This window comes from Gammaproteobacteria bacterium (assembly GCA_016716465.1).
GTDB lineage: Bacteria > Pseudomonadota > Gammaproteobacteria > SZUA-140 > SZUA-140 > JADJWH01.
The window spans coordinates 1,446,036-1,458,604 of sequence record JADJWH010000001.1; the positions used below are offsets into that span (position 1 = coordinate 1,446,036).

Consider the following 12,569-nt stretch of genomic DNA (forward strand, 5'->3'; position numbering starts at 1 on the left):
GCTTAGAATTCCAGCCCGTGTTCACGCGCGGCATCGGCCAGCGCCTTCACGCGCCCGTGATATTTGTATCCCGACCGGTCGAAAGCGACCCGGGTCAGGCCGGCCGCCTTGGCCCGCTCCGCGATCATCTTGCCGACCACGGCCGCCGCCGAGGCATTGCCGGTGTAACCCTCGAGCGCCGCCTTGACGTCGGCGTCCAGCGTGGACGCGCTGGCGACGACGCTGGAAGCATCCGGCGTGTGTACCTGCGCGTAAATGTGCCGGGGCGTGCGGAAAACGCTCAGACGATAGGCTTCCAGCTCCCTCATCTTGGCGCGTCCACGACGCGCGCGCCGCAAGCGTGTCAGTTTCTTGTCCATGTGTTTTGCCAACCTTATTTCTTCTTGGCCTCTTTGAGGACCACCTGTTCATCCGCGTAACGCACGCCCTTGCCCTTGTAGGGCTCCGGCGGACGGTAGGCGCGGATATCGGCGGCCACCTGACCGACCTTCTGTTTGTCGATGCCCTTGACCACGATCTCGGTCTGGCTCGGGGTCTCGATCGTGATCCCCTCGGGGATCGGGTAATTGACCGGATGTGAGAAACCGAGCGTCAGGTTAAGGGCCTTGCCCTGCACCTGGGCGCGATAACCCACGCCGACCAGGGTGAGCTTGCGCTCGAAGCCCTTGCTTACACCGGTCACCATGTTCTTCAGCAGCGCGCGCACCGTGCCGGACATGGCATGGAACAGCCCGCTTTCGTCGTCGAGCTGGACCTTGAGCTCGCCGTCCTCCTGCACCAGCCGGATCGCCGCCGGGATGTCGCGCCGCAGCTCGCCCTTGGCGCCCTTGATGGCGACCGTGCCCGGGTTCACGGTAACGGCGACCCCGGAGGGCAGCGTGATGGGTTGTTTAGCTATTCTTGACATGGCTCCTCACTCACGAAACCAGGCAGATGACTTCGCCGCCCTGACCCTTGGCGCGCGCGGCGCGGTCGGTCATGACACCGGCCGAGGTGCTCACGATGGCGATGCCGAGTCCGCCCATGACCTTGGGCAGCTCGTCGCGGCCATGATAGGTGCGCAGGCCGGGACGGCTCGCGCGCTTGAGGGTCGAGATCACCGGCTTGCCCTCGAAGTACTTGAGGGTGATCGTCATCGAGTTCTTGCCACCCTCCTGCGTCACTACGCAGTCGGCGATGTAGCCCTCGTCCTTCAACACGCCCGCGATCGCCGCCTTCAGCTTCGAGGCGGGCATCGTCACCGTCGCAACGCCGTTCTGCTGCGCGTTGCGAATGCGGGTCAGCATGTCTGCTATTGGATCCGTCATACTCATAAGATTGTCCTGTACCGTTGTGAACTACCAGCTCGCCTTGACCAGGCCCGGGATATCTCCGCGCATGGCGGCTTCGCGCAGCTTGTTGCGGGCGAGACCGAACTTGCGGTAATAGCCGTGCGGGCGACCCGTCAGGCGGCAGCGGTTGCGCAGCCGGCTGGGGCTGGCGTCGCGCGGCAACGACTGGAACTTGCGGCGCAGCTCGGCCTTCTCCTCCAGGCCCAGCTTGGGATCACGCAGCTGGTTCTTCAGCTCGGCCCGCTTGCCGGCATACTTGCGGATCACGCGCTGACGGCGGATCTCCCGGTTGACCATGGACGTCTTTGCCATAATTCCTGTTCCTCAGTTTCTGAACGGAAAGCTGAACGATTCGAGCAGGGCGCGGGCCTCTTCGTCGGTCTTCGCGCTGGTCGTCAGCGTAATGTCCATCCCGCGGATCGCGTCGATCTTGTCGTATTCGATCTCGGGGAAAATGATCTGCTCACGCACGCCCAGGGTGTAGTTGCCGCGGCCGTCGAAGGCACGCCCGTTCACGCCGCGGAAATCGCGGATGCGCGGAATCGAAATGCTGATCAGGCGATCCAGGAATTCATACATGCGATCGCGGCGCAGCGTCACCTTGCAGCCGACAGGCCAGCCCTCGCGCACCTTGAAGCCGGCGATGGACTTGCGCGCCTCGGTGACCACCGGCTTCTGGCCGCTGATCTTCTCCATGTCGGCGACGGCGTTCTCGATCACCTTCTTGTCGGCGATCGCCTCGCCCACGCCCATGTTGATCGTGATCTTCAGCAGGCGGGGCACCTCCATCACGCTCTTGTAGGAGAAGCGCTGCATCAGCTGCGGCACCACCTTGTCCTGATAGAATTCCTTCAATCTTGCCATGACGTTCAGCCTGCCCGATTCAACTGTCCAGAACTTCGTTATTCGACTTGAAGAAGCGCACCTTGCGCCCGTCTTCCAGCGTGCGGTAGCCGACCCGATCGCCTTTCTTCGTCAACGGGTTGAACAGCATCACGTTGGAGACATGAATCGGCGCCTCCTTCTCCACGATCCCGCCCGCGATGCCGCGCGTGGGATTCGGCTTGGTGTGACGCTTCACCATGTTGACGTTCTCCACGATCACCCGCTCGCTGTCCACCACGCGGACGACCGTGCCGCGCCGGCCCTTGTCCCTGCCGGCGATCACGATCACATCGTCGTTCTTCCTGATCTTGCTCATCTCGAACCTCGTTGTGCCCCGCCGCGCCTCAGAGAACTTCCGGCGCCAGCGATATGATCTTCATGAACTGCTCGGTGCGCAGTTCGCGCGTTACCGGCCCGAAGATGCGCGTGCCGATCGGCTGCTTCTGGTTGTTGAGCAGCACCGCCGCGTTGGTGTCGAAGCGGATGATGGAACCGTCGGGGCGGCGAATACCCTTGCGGGTACGCACCACGACCGCGTCGTACACCTCGCCCTTCTTGACCTTGCCGCGCGGTATCGCGTCCTTGATGCTGACCTTGATGATGTCGCCGATGCCGGCATAGCGGCGATGCGACCCGCCCAGCACCTTGATACACATCAGTTCGCGCGCGCCGCTGTTGTCCGCGACGTCCAGCCTTGTCTGCATCTGAATCATTTTTCCGTCTCCTTCAAGCGGCCGGCAGCGGTTATTCCGCCCGTCCGACGACCTTGACCAGGCGCCACGCCTTGGTCTTCGACAGGGGGCGCGACTGCTCGATGATCACCATGTCGCCTTCCCTGCATTCGTTGTTCTCGTCATGCGCGTGCAGCTTGGAGGAGCTGCGCACGTATTTCTTGTAGACCGGATGCGGCAGTCTGCGCTCGACCATGACGGTGATGGTCTTGTCCATCTTGTTGCTGATGACGCGGCCCGTGATGCTGCGCGTCGCCTTCATCTGTTCGCTCATTGGGATCCGCCCTTGGTTTTCTCGTTCAGCACCGTGTACAGCCGCGCGATGTCGCGCCGCACGTTACGAATGCGGTGGCTCTGGCCCAGCTGGCCGGTGCCCTTCTGCATGCGCAGATTGAACTGCTCGCGCAGCAGGCCGAGCAGATCCTGCTTCAGCTCGGGGACGCCCTTGCCTCTCAATTCTTTCGCTTTCATCACATCACCGTCCTGACCACGAACGCCGTCTTGATCGGCAGCTTCGCGGCCGCCAGCTTGAATGCCTCGCGCGCGACATCCTCGGTCACGCCTTCCATCTCGTACAGCATCTTGCCCGGGTGCGTCACCGCGACCCAGAACTCGACGTTACCCTTGCCGCTTCCCATACGAACCTCGAGCGGCTTCTTGGTCACCGGGGTATCGGGGAACACGCGGATCCAGACCTTGCCGCCGCGCTTCACAAAGCGGGTCATGGCGCGGCGGGCGGCCTCGATCTGGCGCGCCGTGATGCGGCCGCGCGCGACCGCCTGCAGGCCGTACTCGCCGAAACTCACCTTGTTGCCGCAGGTCGCAACGCCGCGGTTGCGCCCCTTCATCTGCTTGCGGAATTTGGTTCTCTTTGGCTGCAGCATCTTACATCCCTATCCTGAAAGTTAGGCGGACTCGACCTTGTCGGCGCCGCCATCGGCCTCGTGCGCGTCGCGGTCGAACACCTCGCCCTTGAAGACCCATACCTTGACGCCGATCGCGCCCGACGCGGTGCGCGCCTCGGTGAAGCCGTAATCGATGTCGGCGCGCAGGGTGTGCAGCGGCACACGGCCTTCGCGATACCACTCGCTGCGCGCGATCTCGGCGCCGTTCAGGCGGCCGGCCACGTTCACGCGGATGCCGAGGGCGCCCAGGCGCATCGTGTTGGTCACCGCGCGCTTCATGGCGCGGCGGTACATGATGCGGCGCTCGATCTGCTGCGCGATGCTCTCGGCCACCAGCTGGGCATCGAGCTCGGGCTTGCGGATCTCCTCGATGTTGATGTGCACGGGCACCTTCATCATCTCGGCGACTTCCTTGCGCAGGACCTCGATATCCTCGCCCTTCTTGCCGATCACCATGCCCGGACGCGCGGTCTGGATGGTGATGTGCGCGGTGCGCGCCGGACGCTCGATCTGGATGCGGCTCACCGAGGCCTGGGCCAGCTTCTTCTTGAGAAACTCGCGCACGCGCAGGTCGGTGAGCAGGTAGTCGGCGTAGTTCTTCGAATCGGCGTACCACTTGGAGGTCCAGTCCTTGACGATGCCAAGACGGATGCCGGTCGGATGTACTTTCTGGCCCATGATGTCCGCTCTCTAAATAGCTCTACTTGTCGCTCACCGCCACGGTGATGTGGCTGCTGCGCTTCAAAATCCGGTTGGTGCGGCCGCGCGCGCGCGGGCTAAAGCGCTTCTGCTGCGGACCCTCATCCACGAAGATGCGCGATACCTTGAGTTCGTCGATGTCGGCGCCCTCGTTGTGTTCGGCATTGGCAATGGCCGAAAGCAACAGCTTCCGCACGGCCACCGCCGCGTCCTTGGGGCTGAAGGCGAGCATGTTCAGGGCCCGGTCGACCGGCAGGCCGCGGATCTGGTCCGCCACCAACCGGCATTTCTGGGCCGATATGCCCGCGTATCTGCGCTTAGCGTAAACTTCCATCTTCGCCACCCGTGACTATTTGGTCTTCTTGTCCGCCGCGTGACCCTTGAAGGTGCGCGTCGCGGCAAATTCGCCCAGCTTGTGTCCGACCATGTTCTCGGTCACCAGGACGGGCACGTGCTGGCGCCCGTTGTGCACGGCGATGGTCAGGCCCACCATGTCGGGCAGGATCATGGAACGCCGCGACCAGGTCTTGATCGGACGCTTGCTGTTCTCCGCGACCGCCTGGTCCACCTTCTTGATCAGGTGCAGGTCGATGAACGGCCCCTTTTTTGATTGAACGTGGCATTGCTACCCTCTGCGGCTCGATTCTGTCCGGCTATCCTTACTTCGTCCTGCGGTCGCGCACGATCATGTTGCCGGTGCGCTTGTTCTTCCGCGTCTTGTATCCCTTGGTCGGCTGGCCCCACGGCGTCACCGGGTGCTTGCCGAAGTTACGGCCCTCGCCGCCGCCGTGCGGGTGATCCACCGGGTTCATCGCCGTGCCGCGCACGGTCGGGCGGATGCCGCGCCAGCGCTTCGCGCCGGCCTTGCCGAGCGAGCGCAGCGAATTCTCGGAGTTGCTGACCTCGCCGATGACGGCGCGGCAGTCGACCATGATGCGGCGCATCTCGCCCGAGCGCAGGCGCAGGATGGCGTAGGCACCTTCCTTCGCGATGAGCTGGGTGGAGGCGCCGGCGCTGCGCGCCAGCTGCGCGCCCTTCCCGGGCTTCATCTCCACGCAGTGGATCTCGGTGCCGACCGGGATGTGGCGGATCGGCAGGCAGTTGCCGCGGCGGATCGGCGCATCGCTGCCCGACAGCAGTTCGTCACCCGCGCTGACGCCCTTGGGCGCGACGATGTAGCGGCGTTCGCCGTCGGCGTACAGCAGCAGGGCGATGTGCGCGCTGCGGTTCGGGTCGTACTCGATGCGCTCGACGCGGGCCGGGATGCCGTCCTTGTCGCGCTTGAAATCGATGATACGGTAATAGCGCTTGTGGGCGCCGCCGACATGGCGCACCGTGATATGACCGTTGTTGTTGCGGCCGCTGCCACGGGTCATGCTCTCGATCAGCGCCGGATGCGGATCGCCCTTGTGCAGATCGGGATGCACCACCTTCACTACGAAGCGGCGCCCGGCCGAAGTCGGTTTGGTCTTTACGAGTGCCATGTCTCTATCGTCCCGTCACTGTCCTTTAGTGCTGCCCGGCGAAATCGATGTCGAAGCCGGGCTTGAGGGCCACATAGGCCTTCCTGAAATCGGCGCGCTTGCCGAACGAAGCGCCGAAGCGCTTGGTCTTGCCGCCGCAGTTGACCACCCGAACCTGCTCGACCTGCACGTTGAACATGTGCTCGACCGCCTGCTTGATCTCGGGCTTGGTGGCATCGGGGGCGACGCGGAACACGAACTGCTTGTGCTTGTCGGCCACCACGGTCGCCTTCTCGGAGACGTGGGGGGACAGCAGGATCTTCATCAGGCGTTCCTGGTTCATGCGAGCTGCTCCTCGAATTTCTTCACCGCGGCCGCCGTCATCAATACCTTCTCGAAACGGATCAGGCTGACCGGATCCACCGCGGCGGCGTTCATCACCTCGACCTTGTGCAGGTTGCGCGCGGACAGCATCAGCTTGTCGTCGTTGCTGTCGGTGACCACCAGCACGCTGTCGAGACCGAGCCCCTTCAGCTTCTCCACCAGCGACTTCGTCCTGGCGTCCTCGACTCCGAAGCTGTCCACCACCACCAGCCGGTCCTGCCGCAGCAGCTCGGACAGGATGGAGCGGATCGCCGCGCGATACATCTTGCGGTTGACCTTCTGCGAATAATCCGCGGGGACCGCCGCGAAGGTCTTGCCGCCGCCGCGCCACAGCGGGCTGCGGATGCTGCCGGCGCGGGCGCGGCCGCCGCCCTTCTGCTTCCAGGGCTTGATGCCGCCGCCGCTGACCTGGGAGCGCGTCTTCTGGGCATGGGTGCCGGCGCGGCCGGCGGCCAGATACGCGGTCACCACCTGGTGCACCAGCGCCTCGTTGAATTCGCAGCCGAAGGTGGCGTCGGCAACCTGCAGCGCGCCCCCGGACTTGCCCGTCGAACTTTTCAGCGTGATATCCATGAACCGATTCCTCAGCGCGCCTTGACCGAAGGACGCACGATGACGTCGCCGCCAGCGGCGCCGGGCACGGCGCCCCGCACCAGCAGCAGGTTGCGCTCGACGTCCACGCGCACCACTTCCAGATTCTGGATGCTGCGCTGCACGTCGCCCATGTGGCCCGCCATGCGCTTGCCCTTGAACACGCGGCCCGGCGACTGGCGCTGGCCGATGGAGCCCGGCGCGCGATGCGACAGCGAGTTACCGTGGGTGGCGTCGCCCATGGTGAAGTTGTGGCGCTTGATCGTGCCGGCGAAGCCCTTGCCCTTGGTGACGCCGCTGACATCGACCTTCTGCCCGGCTTCGAAGATGTCCGCCTTGATCTCGCCACCGACGGCGAGTGCGTCGCCTTCACCGTCACCCAGACGGAACTCCCACAGGCCGCGCCCGGCCTCGACGCTGGCCTTGGCGTAGTGGCCCGCCTGCGGCTTGGTCACCCGCGTCGCGCGGCGCGCGCCAGTGGTGACCTGCACGGCGCGATAGCCGTCGTTCTCGACCGTCTTGACCTGCGTGATGCGGTTGGGCGCAACCTCGATCACCGTGACCGGCACGGTGGTGCCGTCTTCGGTGAAGATGCGCGTCATCCCGTGCTTACGTCCGACTATGCCTAATGTCATGACACCGATTCCTCAATTCGTCCGCTAGTGCAGCTTGATCTGCACATCGACGCCCGCGGCGAGATCCAGCTTCATCAGCGCGTCCACCGTCTTGTCGGTGGGGTCGACGATGTCGAGCAGGCGCTTGTGCGTGCGGATCTCGTACTGGTCGCGCGCATCCTTGTTGGCGTGCGGCGAGATCAGGATGGTGAAGCGCTCCTTGCGCGTCGGGAGCGGAATCGGCCCCTTCACGTGCGCGCCGGTGCGCTTGGCGGTCTCCACGATCTCGCGCGCCGAACGGTCGATCAGCCGGTGATCGAACGCCTTCAACCGTATCCGTATCCTTTGACTTGTGGCCATTGCGGTTTCCTGATCCTGTTCCTTGCTTAACCGGGGACGGACTGAAGTCCGTCCCCTTGCCTTTGTCCTTTTCCGGTGCTGTTGAACCGGATGTTCGGGGACGGACTTCAGTCCGTCCCCGCTCTGCATGACGGATTACTCGAGTACTTTCGACACCACGCCGGCGCCGACGGTGCGGCCGCCTTCGCGGATCGCGAAGCGCAGGCCTTCTTCCATCGCGATCGGGTTGATCAGCGACACCGTCATCTTCACGTTGTCGCCCGGCATCACCATCTCAACACCCGACGGCAGGTCGCACGCGCCCGTCACGTCCGTCGTCCGGAAATAGAACTGCGGGCGGTACCCGTTGAAGAACGGCGTATGGCGGCCGCCCTCTTCCTTGCCCAGAATGTACACCTCGCACTCGAACTTCGTGTGCGGCGTGATCGAGCCCGGCTTGCACAGCACCTGCCCGCGCTCCACTTCCTCGCGCTTCGTGCCGCGCAGCAGCACGCCCACGTTGTCCCCCGCCTCGCCCTGGTCCAGCAGCTTGCGGAACATCTCCACGCCCGTGCACGTCGTCTTCGTCGTCGGCTTGATGCCCACGATCTCGATTTCGTCGCCCACCTTCACAATCCCGCGCTCGATGCGCCCCGTCACCACCGTCCCGCGGCCCGAGATCGAGAACACGTCCTCGATCGGCATCAGGAACGGCTTGTCCTTCGGACGCTCCGGCACCGGTATGTACCGGTCCATCTCTTCCACCAGCTTGATCACCGCCGGCATCCCGATCGGCGACGTGTCGCCTTCCAGCGCCTTCAGCGCCGAGCCCGTCACGATCGGCGTGTCGTCGCCCGGGAACTTGTACGTCGTCAGCAGCTCGCGGACTTCCATCTCCACCAGCTCCAGCAGCTCCGGATCGTCCACCATGTCCGCCTTGTTCAGGAACACCACGATGTACGGCACGCCCACCTGCCGCGCCAGCAGAATGTGCTCCCGCGTCTGCGGCATCGGGCCGTCCGCCGCCGACACCACCAGGATCGCACCGTCCATCTGCGCCGCGCCCGTGATCATGTTCTTCACATAGTCCGCGTGTCCCGGGCAGTCCACGTGCGCGTAGTGCCGCGCCGTCGACTCGTACTCCACGTGCGACGTCGAAATCGTAATACCGCGCGCCTTCTCTTCCGGCGCCTTGTCGATCTGGTCGTAGTTCAGCACCTCGCCGCCAAATTTCTCCGCCAGCACCTTCGTCAGCGCCGCCGTCAACGTCGTCTTGCCGTGGTCCACGTGACCGATCGTTCCCACGTTCACGTGCGGCTTCGTACGCTCAAATTTTCCCTTGGACATCGGAGTTCCCCTTGTTCTCTATTTCAGCTCTGTTGATGGCAATTCGTCAGGAGGCCTTCTTGATCACCGCCTCGGCGATGCTCGCGGGAGCCTCGGCGTAGCGGGTGAATTCCATGGCGTAGGTCGCGCGACCCTGGGTCGCGGAACGCAGCGAGGTGGCGTAACCGAACATCTCGGCCAGCGGGACCTCGGCGCGGACGATCTTGCCCGCGGGCGAATCATCCATGCCCTGCACGATGCCGCGCCGGCGGTTGAGATCGCCCATCACGTCGCCCATGTAGTCCTCGGGGGTCACGACCTCGACCTTCATGATCGGCTCGAGGATGACGGGGTCCGCCTTGCGCACGCCGTCCTTGAAGGCCATGGAGCCGGCGATCTTGAACGCCATTTCGTTCGAGTCGACGTCGTGATAGGAGCCGTCGAAGATGGTGACGCGCACGTCAACCATGGGGAAGCCCGCGATGACGCCGTTGTCCATCTGTTCCTTGACGCCCTTGTCCACCGGCGCGATGTACTCGCGCGGCACCACGCCGCCCACGATGCCGTTGACGAACTCGTAACCCTTGCCGCGCTCGAGCGGCTCCAGGCGGAGCCAGACGTGGCCGTACTGGCCGCGGCCGCCCGACTGACGCACGAACTTGCCTTCCTGCTCCACCGACTTGCGGATCGCCTCGCGGTAGGCCACCTGCGGCGCGCCCACGTTGGCCTCGACGCCGAACTCGCGCTTCATGCGGTCGACGATGATCTCGAGGTGCAGCTCGCCCATGCCGGAGATGATGGTCTGGCCCGACTCCTCGTCGGTGCGCACGCGGAACGAGGGATCCTCGGCCGCGAGCTTGTTCAGCGCGATGCCCATCTTCTCCTGGTCGGCCTTGGTCTTCGGCTCCACCGCCACCGAAATCACCGGCTCCGGGAACTCCATGCGCTCGAGCACGATGACGTTGTTCAGGTCGCACAGCGTGTCGCCCGTGGTGACGTCCTTCAGGCCCACCGCGGCGGCGATGTCGCCCGCGCGCACTTCCTTGATCTCCTCGCGCGAGTTCGCGTGCATCTGCACGATGCGGCCGAGGCGCTCCTTCTTGCCCTTGACCGAGTTGAACACCGTGTCGCCGGAGTTCACCACGCCGGAATAGACGCGGAAGAAGGTCAGCGTGCCGACGTAGGGGTCGGTCGCGATCTTGAACGCGAGCGCGGCGAACGGCTCTTCGTCCGAGCTGTGGCGCTCGGCCTCGGTCTCGGCGGCATCGTCGAGATGGCCCCTGATCGCGACCACGTCGGTCGGCGCGGGCAGGAACTCGATCACCGCGTCCAGCATGGCCTGCACGCCCTTGTTCTTGAAGGCCGAGCCGCACAGCGCGGGGACGATCTCGCCCGCCAGCGTGCGCACGCGCAGCCCCTTCTTGATCTCCTCGATGGACAGCTCGCTGCCCTCGAGATACTTCTCCATCAGGTCCTCGCTGGCCTCGGCGGCGGACTCGATCATCTTTTCACGCCACTCGGCGCACAGGTCCTTCATGTCGGCCGGGATGTCTTCCAGCCGGTAGGTCATGCCCTGGTCTTCCTCGTTCCAGTAGATGGCCTTCATGCGCATCAGGTCGACCAGCCCCTTGAACTGGTCCTCGGCGCCGATCGGCAGCACCACGGGCACCGGATTGGCGCCCAAGCGATCCTTGATCTGCTTGATCACGCGCAGGAAGTTGGCGCCGGCGCGGTCCATCTTGTTGACGAAGGCGAGACGCGGAACGCCGTACTTGTTGGCCTGGCGCCATACCGTCTCGGACTGCGGCTCGACGCCGCCGACCGCGCAGAACACCGCGCAGGCGCCGTCCAGCACGCGCAGCGAACGCTCCACCTCGATGGTGAAGTCCACGTGTCCCGGGGTGTCGATGATATTGATGCGGTGCTCCGGGAACTGCTTGTCCATGCCGCTCCAGAAACAGGTGGTGGCGGCGGAGGTGATGGTGATGCCGCGCTCCTGCTCCTGCTCCATCCAGTCCATGGTGGCAGCGCCGTCGTGCACCTCGCCGATCTTGTGCGAACGACCGGTATAGAACAGGACACGCTCCGACGTCGTGGTCTTACCGGCATCAATGTGCGCCATGATGCCGATGTTGCGGTAGCGGTCTATGGGGGTCTTTCTTGCCACGTCTCGTCCTGCCTACTGTCCGGTTTAATGGGGACGGACTTAGGTCCGTCCCCGCTCCTGAATCTGTTACCAGCGGTAATGCGAGAAGGCCTTGTTGGCCTCCGCCATGCGATGCGTATCCTCGCGCTTCTTCACCGCCGCGCCGCGGTTCTCGCAGGCGTCGAGGATTTCCGCCGCCAGGCGCAGACCCATGGTCTTCTCGCTGCGGTTGCGCGCGGTGTCGACCAGCCAGCGCATGGCCAGCGCCTGGCCGCGGTCGCCGCGCACTTCCATCGGCACCTGGTAGGTGGCGCCGCCGACGCGGCGGGACTTGACCTCGACCAGCGGGCGGATGTTCTCCAGCGCCTTGATCAGGCTGTCCAGCGGATCGCCCTTGTTCTTCGAGGCGACCTGGTCCAGCGCGCCGTAGACGATGCGCTCGGCGATCGACTTCTTGCCGCTGGTCATGATCATGTTGATGAACTTCGCCAGATTCCGGTTTCCGTACTTCGGATCCGGCATCCGTTCCCGCTTCGCTGCTACTCTACGTCTCGCCATCGTCGTTTAATCCATCAAGCTTGTCGGCTGATCAACCCTTGGGGCGCTTGGCGCCGTACTTCGAGCGGCCCTGGCGCCGTCCGTCCACGCCGGAGGTATCCAGGCTGCCGCGCACGGTGTGGTAACGCACACCCGGCAGGTCCTTGACACGTCCGCCGCGGATCAGCACCACGGAGTGTTCCTGCAGGTTGTGCCCTTCGCCACCTATATATGAGGTGACCTCCATCCCGTTGGTCAGGCGTACGCGGGCGACCTTGCGCAGCGCCGAGTTCGGCTTCTTGGGGGTCGTGGTGTAGACACGCGTACACACCCCACGCTTCTGCGGGCACCCTTCCAGCGCGGGCACCGTGCTCTTGGCGGTTTTACGTGACCGCGGCTTTCTAACCAATTGATTGACTGTCGCCATTCCGACTTACCCCACCCCTCATAAACGTTAAGCGTCCAGCCAGTGGGACGGGGCGCCTAGGACGCAGCCGCCAACGGTTGAACGCTTATTATTGAGTGCCTTACTTGAGAGAAGCAGATCGCTTCTGCAAAGACGCGAAAGTTTAGGGTGATAATCCGCGGCTGTCAAGTAATCGCGCGGCGGAAAACACT

General features: G+C 64.3%; 22 protein-coding genes. All 22 read right to left on the bottom strand.

The window, feature by feature from the left end:
• Window positions 1-2 precede the first annotated feature (2 nt).
• On the bottom strand, window positions 3-359 hold the full coding sequence (gene rplR, locus IPM20_06925) for a 50S ribosomal protein L18 (protein ID MBK9131357.1): 357 nt from the start codon (window positions 357-359) through the stop codon (window positions 3-5).
• A 14-nt stretch (window positions 360-373) separates the two neighbouring features.
• Window positions 374-907 carry a 50S ribosomal protein L6 gene (gene rplF, locus IPM20_06930; GenBank protein MBK9131358.1) on the bottom strand — a complete coding sequence of 178 codons (534 nt, stop codon included), beginning with the start codon at window positions 905-907 and terminating at the stop codon, window positions 374-376.
• Window positions 908-917: 10 nt separating this feature from the next.
• Window positions 918-1,313 (bottom strand): 30S ribosomal protein S8, encoded by a 396-nt coding sequence (gene rpsH / locus IPM20_06935; GenBank protein ID MBK9131359.1) that lies wholly within the window; start codon window positions 1,311-1,313, stop codon window positions 918-920.
• 24 nt (window positions 1,314-1,337) lie between these two features.
• Entirely contained in the window at window positions 1,338-1,643 is a 306-nt protein-coding gene (rpsN, locus tag IPM20_06940) for a 30S ribosomal protein S14 (GenBank protein MBK9131360.1), read from the bottom strand.
• Between the two features lie 12 nt (window positions 1,644-1,655).
• Window positions 1,656-2,195, bottom strand: a complete 540-nt coding sequence (rplE, locus tag IPM20_06945) for a 50S ribosomal protein L5 (protein ID MBK9131361.1) — start codon at window positions 2,193-2,195, stop codon at window positions 1,656-1,658.
• Window positions 2,196-2,214: 19 nt separating this feature from the next.
• Window positions 2,215-2,532, bottom strand: coding sequence for a 50S ribosomal protein L24 (rplX, locus tag IPM20_06950; protein MBK9131362.1), 318 nt, complete (start codon window positions 2,530-2,532; stop codon window positions 2,215-2,217).
• 28 nt (window positions 2,533-2,560) lie between these two features.
• Entirely contained in the window at window positions 2,561-2,929 is a 369-nt protein-coding gene (gene rplN, locus IPM20_06955; GenBank protein MBK9131363.1) for a 50S ribosomal protein L14, read from the bottom strand.
• Between the two features lie 31 nt (window positions 2,930-2,960).
• Window positions 2,961-3,221: a 30S ribosomal protein S17 gene (gene rpsQ / locus IPM20_06960; protein ID MBK9131364.1), complete on the bottom strand. Its 261-nt coding sequence runs from the start codon at window positions 3,219-3,221 to the stop codon at window positions 2,961-2,963.
• The gene (gene rpmC, locus IPM20_06965; GenBank protein ID MBK9131365.1) at window positions 3,218-3,418 is read right to left on the bottom strand and encodes a 50S ribosomal protein L29; all 201 of its coding nucleotides are present in this window, start codon (window positions 3,416-3,418) and stop codon (window positions 3,218-3,220) included. The genes rpsQ and rpmC overlap by 4 nt, the downstream gene beginning before the upstream one ends.
• The gene (rplP, locus tag IPM20_06970; protein MBK9131366.1) at window positions 3,418-3,831 is read right to left on the bottom strand and encodes a 50S ribosomal protein L16; all 414 of its coding nucleotides are present in this window, start codon (window positions 3,829-3,831) and stop codon (window positions 3,418-3,420) included. The genes rpmC and rplP overlap by 1 nt, the downstream gene beginning before the upstream one ends.
• A 21-nt stretch (window positions 3,832-3,852) precedes the next feature.
• On the bottom strand, window positions 3,853-4,530 hold the full coding sequence (gene rpsC / locus IPM20_06975) for a 30S ribosomal protein S3 (protein ID MBK9131367.1): 678 nt from the start codon (window positions 4,528-4,530) through the stop codon (window positions 3,853-3,855).
• A gap of 22 nt (window positions 4,531-4,552) precedes the next feature.
• A complete protein-coding gene (gene rplV / locus IPM20_06980; protein ID MBK9131368.1) occupies window positions 4,553-4,885 on the bottom strand; it encodes a 50S ribosomal protein L22 in 333 nt (110 codons plus the stop codon).
• Between the two features lie 15 nt (window positions 4,886-4,900).
• Window positions 4,901-5,143 (bottom strand): 30S ribosomal protein S19, encoded by a 243-nt coding sequence (rpsS, locus tag IPM20_06985; GenBank protein MBK9131369.1) that lies wholly within the window; start codon window positions 5,141-5,143, stop codon window positions 4,901-4,903.
• Window positions 5,144-5,210: 67 nt separating this feature from the next.
• The gene (gene rplB, locus IPM20_06990; GenBank protein ID MBK9131370.1) at window positions 5,211-6,035 is read right to left on the bottom strand and encodes a 50S ribosomal protein L2; all 825 of its coding nucleotides are present in this window, start codon (window positions 6,033-6,035) and stop codon (window positions 5,211-5,213) included.
• Between the two features lie 25 nt (window positions 6,036-6,060).
• Complete coding sequence (gene rplW, locus IPM20_06995; protein ID MBK9131371.1) at window positions 6,061-6,357, bottom strand: 50S ribosomal protein L23; 297 nt, start codon at window positions 6,355-6,357, stop codon at window positions 6,061-6,063.
• Window positions 6,354-6,971 carry a 50S ribosomal protein L4 gene (rplD, locus tag IPM20_07000; protein ID MBK9131372.1) on the bottom strand — a complete coding sequence of 206 codons (618 nt, stop codon included), beginning with the start codon at window positions 6,969-6,971 and terminating at the stop codon, window positions 6,354-6,356. The genes rplW and rplD overlap by 4 nt, the downstream gene beginning before the upstream one ends.
• An 11-nt stretch (window positions 6,972-6,982) precedes the next feature.
• The gene (gene rplC, locus IPM20_07005; GenBank protein ID MBK9131373.1) at window positions 6,983-7,624 is read right to left on the bottom strand and encodes a 50S ribosomal protein L3; all 642 of its coding nucleotides are present in this window, start codon (window positions 7,622-7,624) and stop codon (window positions 6,983-6,985) included.
• Window positions 7,625-7,648: 24 nt separating this feature from the next.
• Window positions 7,649-7,963, bottom strand: a complete 315-nt coding sequence (rpsJ, locus tag IPM20_07010) for a 30S ribosomal protein S10 (protein ID MBK9131374.1) — start codon at window positions 7,961-7,963, stop codon at window positions 7,649-7,651.
• 135 nt (window positions 7,964-8,098) lie between these two features.
• Window positions 8,099-9,289 carry an elongation factor Tu gene (tuf, locus tag IPM20_07015; GenBank protein MBK9131375.1) on the bottom strand — a complete coding sequence of 397 codons (1,191 nt, stop codon included), beginning with the start codon at window positions 9,287-9,289 and terminating at the stop codon, window positions 8,099-8,101.
• A gap of 46 nt (window positions 9,290-9,335) precedes the next feature.
• Window positions 9,336-11,435 (bottom strand): elongation factor G, encoded by a 2,100-nt coding sequence (gene fusA, locus IPM20_07020; protein MBK9131376.1) that lies wholly within the window; start codon window positions 11,433-11,435, stop codon window positions 9,336-9,338.
• A 66-nt stretch (window positions 11,436-11,501) separates the two neighbouring features.
• Entirely contained in the window at window positions 11,502-11,972 is a 471-nt protein-coding gene (gene rpsG, locus IPM20_07025; GenBank protein ID MBK9131377.1) for a 30S ribosomal protein S7, read from the bottom strand.
• A gap of 31 nt (window positions 11,973-12,003) precedes the next feature.
• Window positions 12,004-12,378, bottom strand: coding sequence for a 30S ribosomal protein S12 (gene rpsL / locus IPM20_07030; GenBank protein MBK9131378.1), 375 nt, complete (start codon window positions 12,376-12,378; stop codon window positions 12,004-12,006).
• Between the last annotated feature and the right edge of the window lie 191 nt (window positions 12,379-12,569).

What these genes read in the sequence shown, in the direction of transcription:
- rplR (MBK9131357.1), bottom strand. Translation starts at nt 359, where the DNA reads ATGGACAAGAAACTGACACGCTTGCGGCGCGCGCGTCGTGGACGCGCC.
- rplF (MBK9131358.1), bottom strand. Translation starts at nt 907, where the DNA reads ATGTCAAGAATAGCTAAACAACCCATCACGCTGCCCTCCGGGGTCGCC.
- rpsH (MBK9131359.1), bottom strand. Translation starts at nt 1,313, where the DNA reads ATGAGTATGACGGATCCAATAGCAGACATGCTGACCCGCATTCGCAAC.
- rpsN (MBK9131360.1), bottom strand. Translation starts at nt 1,643, where the DNA reads ATGGCAAAGACGTCCATGGTCAACCGGGAGATCCGCCGTCAGCGCGTG.
- rplE (MBK9131361.1), bottom strand. Translation starts at nt 2,195, where the DNA reads ATGGCAAGATTGAAGGAATTCTATCAGGACAAGGTGGTGCCGCAGCTG.
- rplX (MBK9131362.1), bottom strand. Translation starts at nt 2,532, where the DNA reads ATGAGCAAGATCAGGAAGAACGACGATGTGATCGTGATCGCCGGCAGG.
- rplN (MBK9131363.1), bottom strand. Translation starts at nt 2,929, where the DNA reads ATGATTCAGATGCAGACAAGGCTGGACGTCGCGGACAACAGCGGCGCG.
- rpsQ (MBK9131364.1), bottom strand. Translation starts at nt 3,221, where the DNA reads ATGAGCGAACAGATGAAGGCGACGCGCAGCATCACGGGCCGCGTCATC.
- rpmC (MBK9131365.1), bottom strand. Translation starts at nt 3,418, where the DNA reads ATGAAAGCGAAAGAATTGAGAGGCAAGGGCGTCCCCGAGCTGAAGCAG.
- rplP (MBK9131366.1), bottom strand. Translation starts at nt 3,831, where the DNA reads ATGCTGCAGCCAAAGAGAACCAAATTCCGCAAGCAGATGAAGGGGCGC.
- rpsC (MBK9131367.1), bottom strand. Translation starts at nt 4,530, where the DNA reads ATGGGCCAGAAAGTACATCCGACCGGCATCCGTCTTGGCATCGTCAAG.
- rplV (MBK9131368.1), bottom strand. Translation starts at nt 4,885, where the DNA reads ATGGAAGTTTACGCTAAGCGCAGATACGCGGGCATATCGGCCCAGAAA.
- rplB (MBK9131370.1), bottom strand. Translation starts at nt 6,035, where the DNA reads ATGGCACTCGTAAAGACCAAACCGACTTCGGCCGGGCGCCGCTTCGTA.
- rplW (MBK9131371.1), bottom strand. Translation starts at nt 6,357, where the DNA reads ATGAACCAGGAACGCCTGATGAAGATCCTGCTGTCCCCCCACGTCTCC.
- rplD (MBK9131372.1), bottom strand. Translation starts at nt 6,971, where the DNA reads ATGGATATCACGCTGAAAAGTTCGACGGGCAAGTCCGGGGGCGCGCTG.
- rplC (MBK9131373.1), bottom strand. Translation starts at nt 7,624, where the DNA reads ATGACATTAGGCATAGTCGGACGTAAGCACGGGATGACGCGCATCTTC.
- rpsJ (MBK9131374.1), bottom strand. Translation starts at nt 7,963, where the DNA reads ATGGCCACAAGTCAAAGGATACGGATACGGTTGAAGGCGTTCGATCAC.
- tuf (MBK9131375.1), bottom strand. Translation starts at nt 9,289, where the DNA reads ATGTCCAAGGGAAAATTTGAGCGTACGAAGCCGCACGTGAACGTGGGA.
- rpsG (MBK9131377.1), bottom strand. Translation starts at nt 11,972, where the DNA reads ATGGCGAGACGTAGAGTAGCAGCGAAGCGGGAACGGATGCCGGATCCG.
- rpsL (MBK9131378.1), bottom strand. Translation starts at nt 12,378, where the DNA reads ATGGCGACAGTCAATCAATTGGTTAGAAAGCCGCGGTCACGTAAAACC.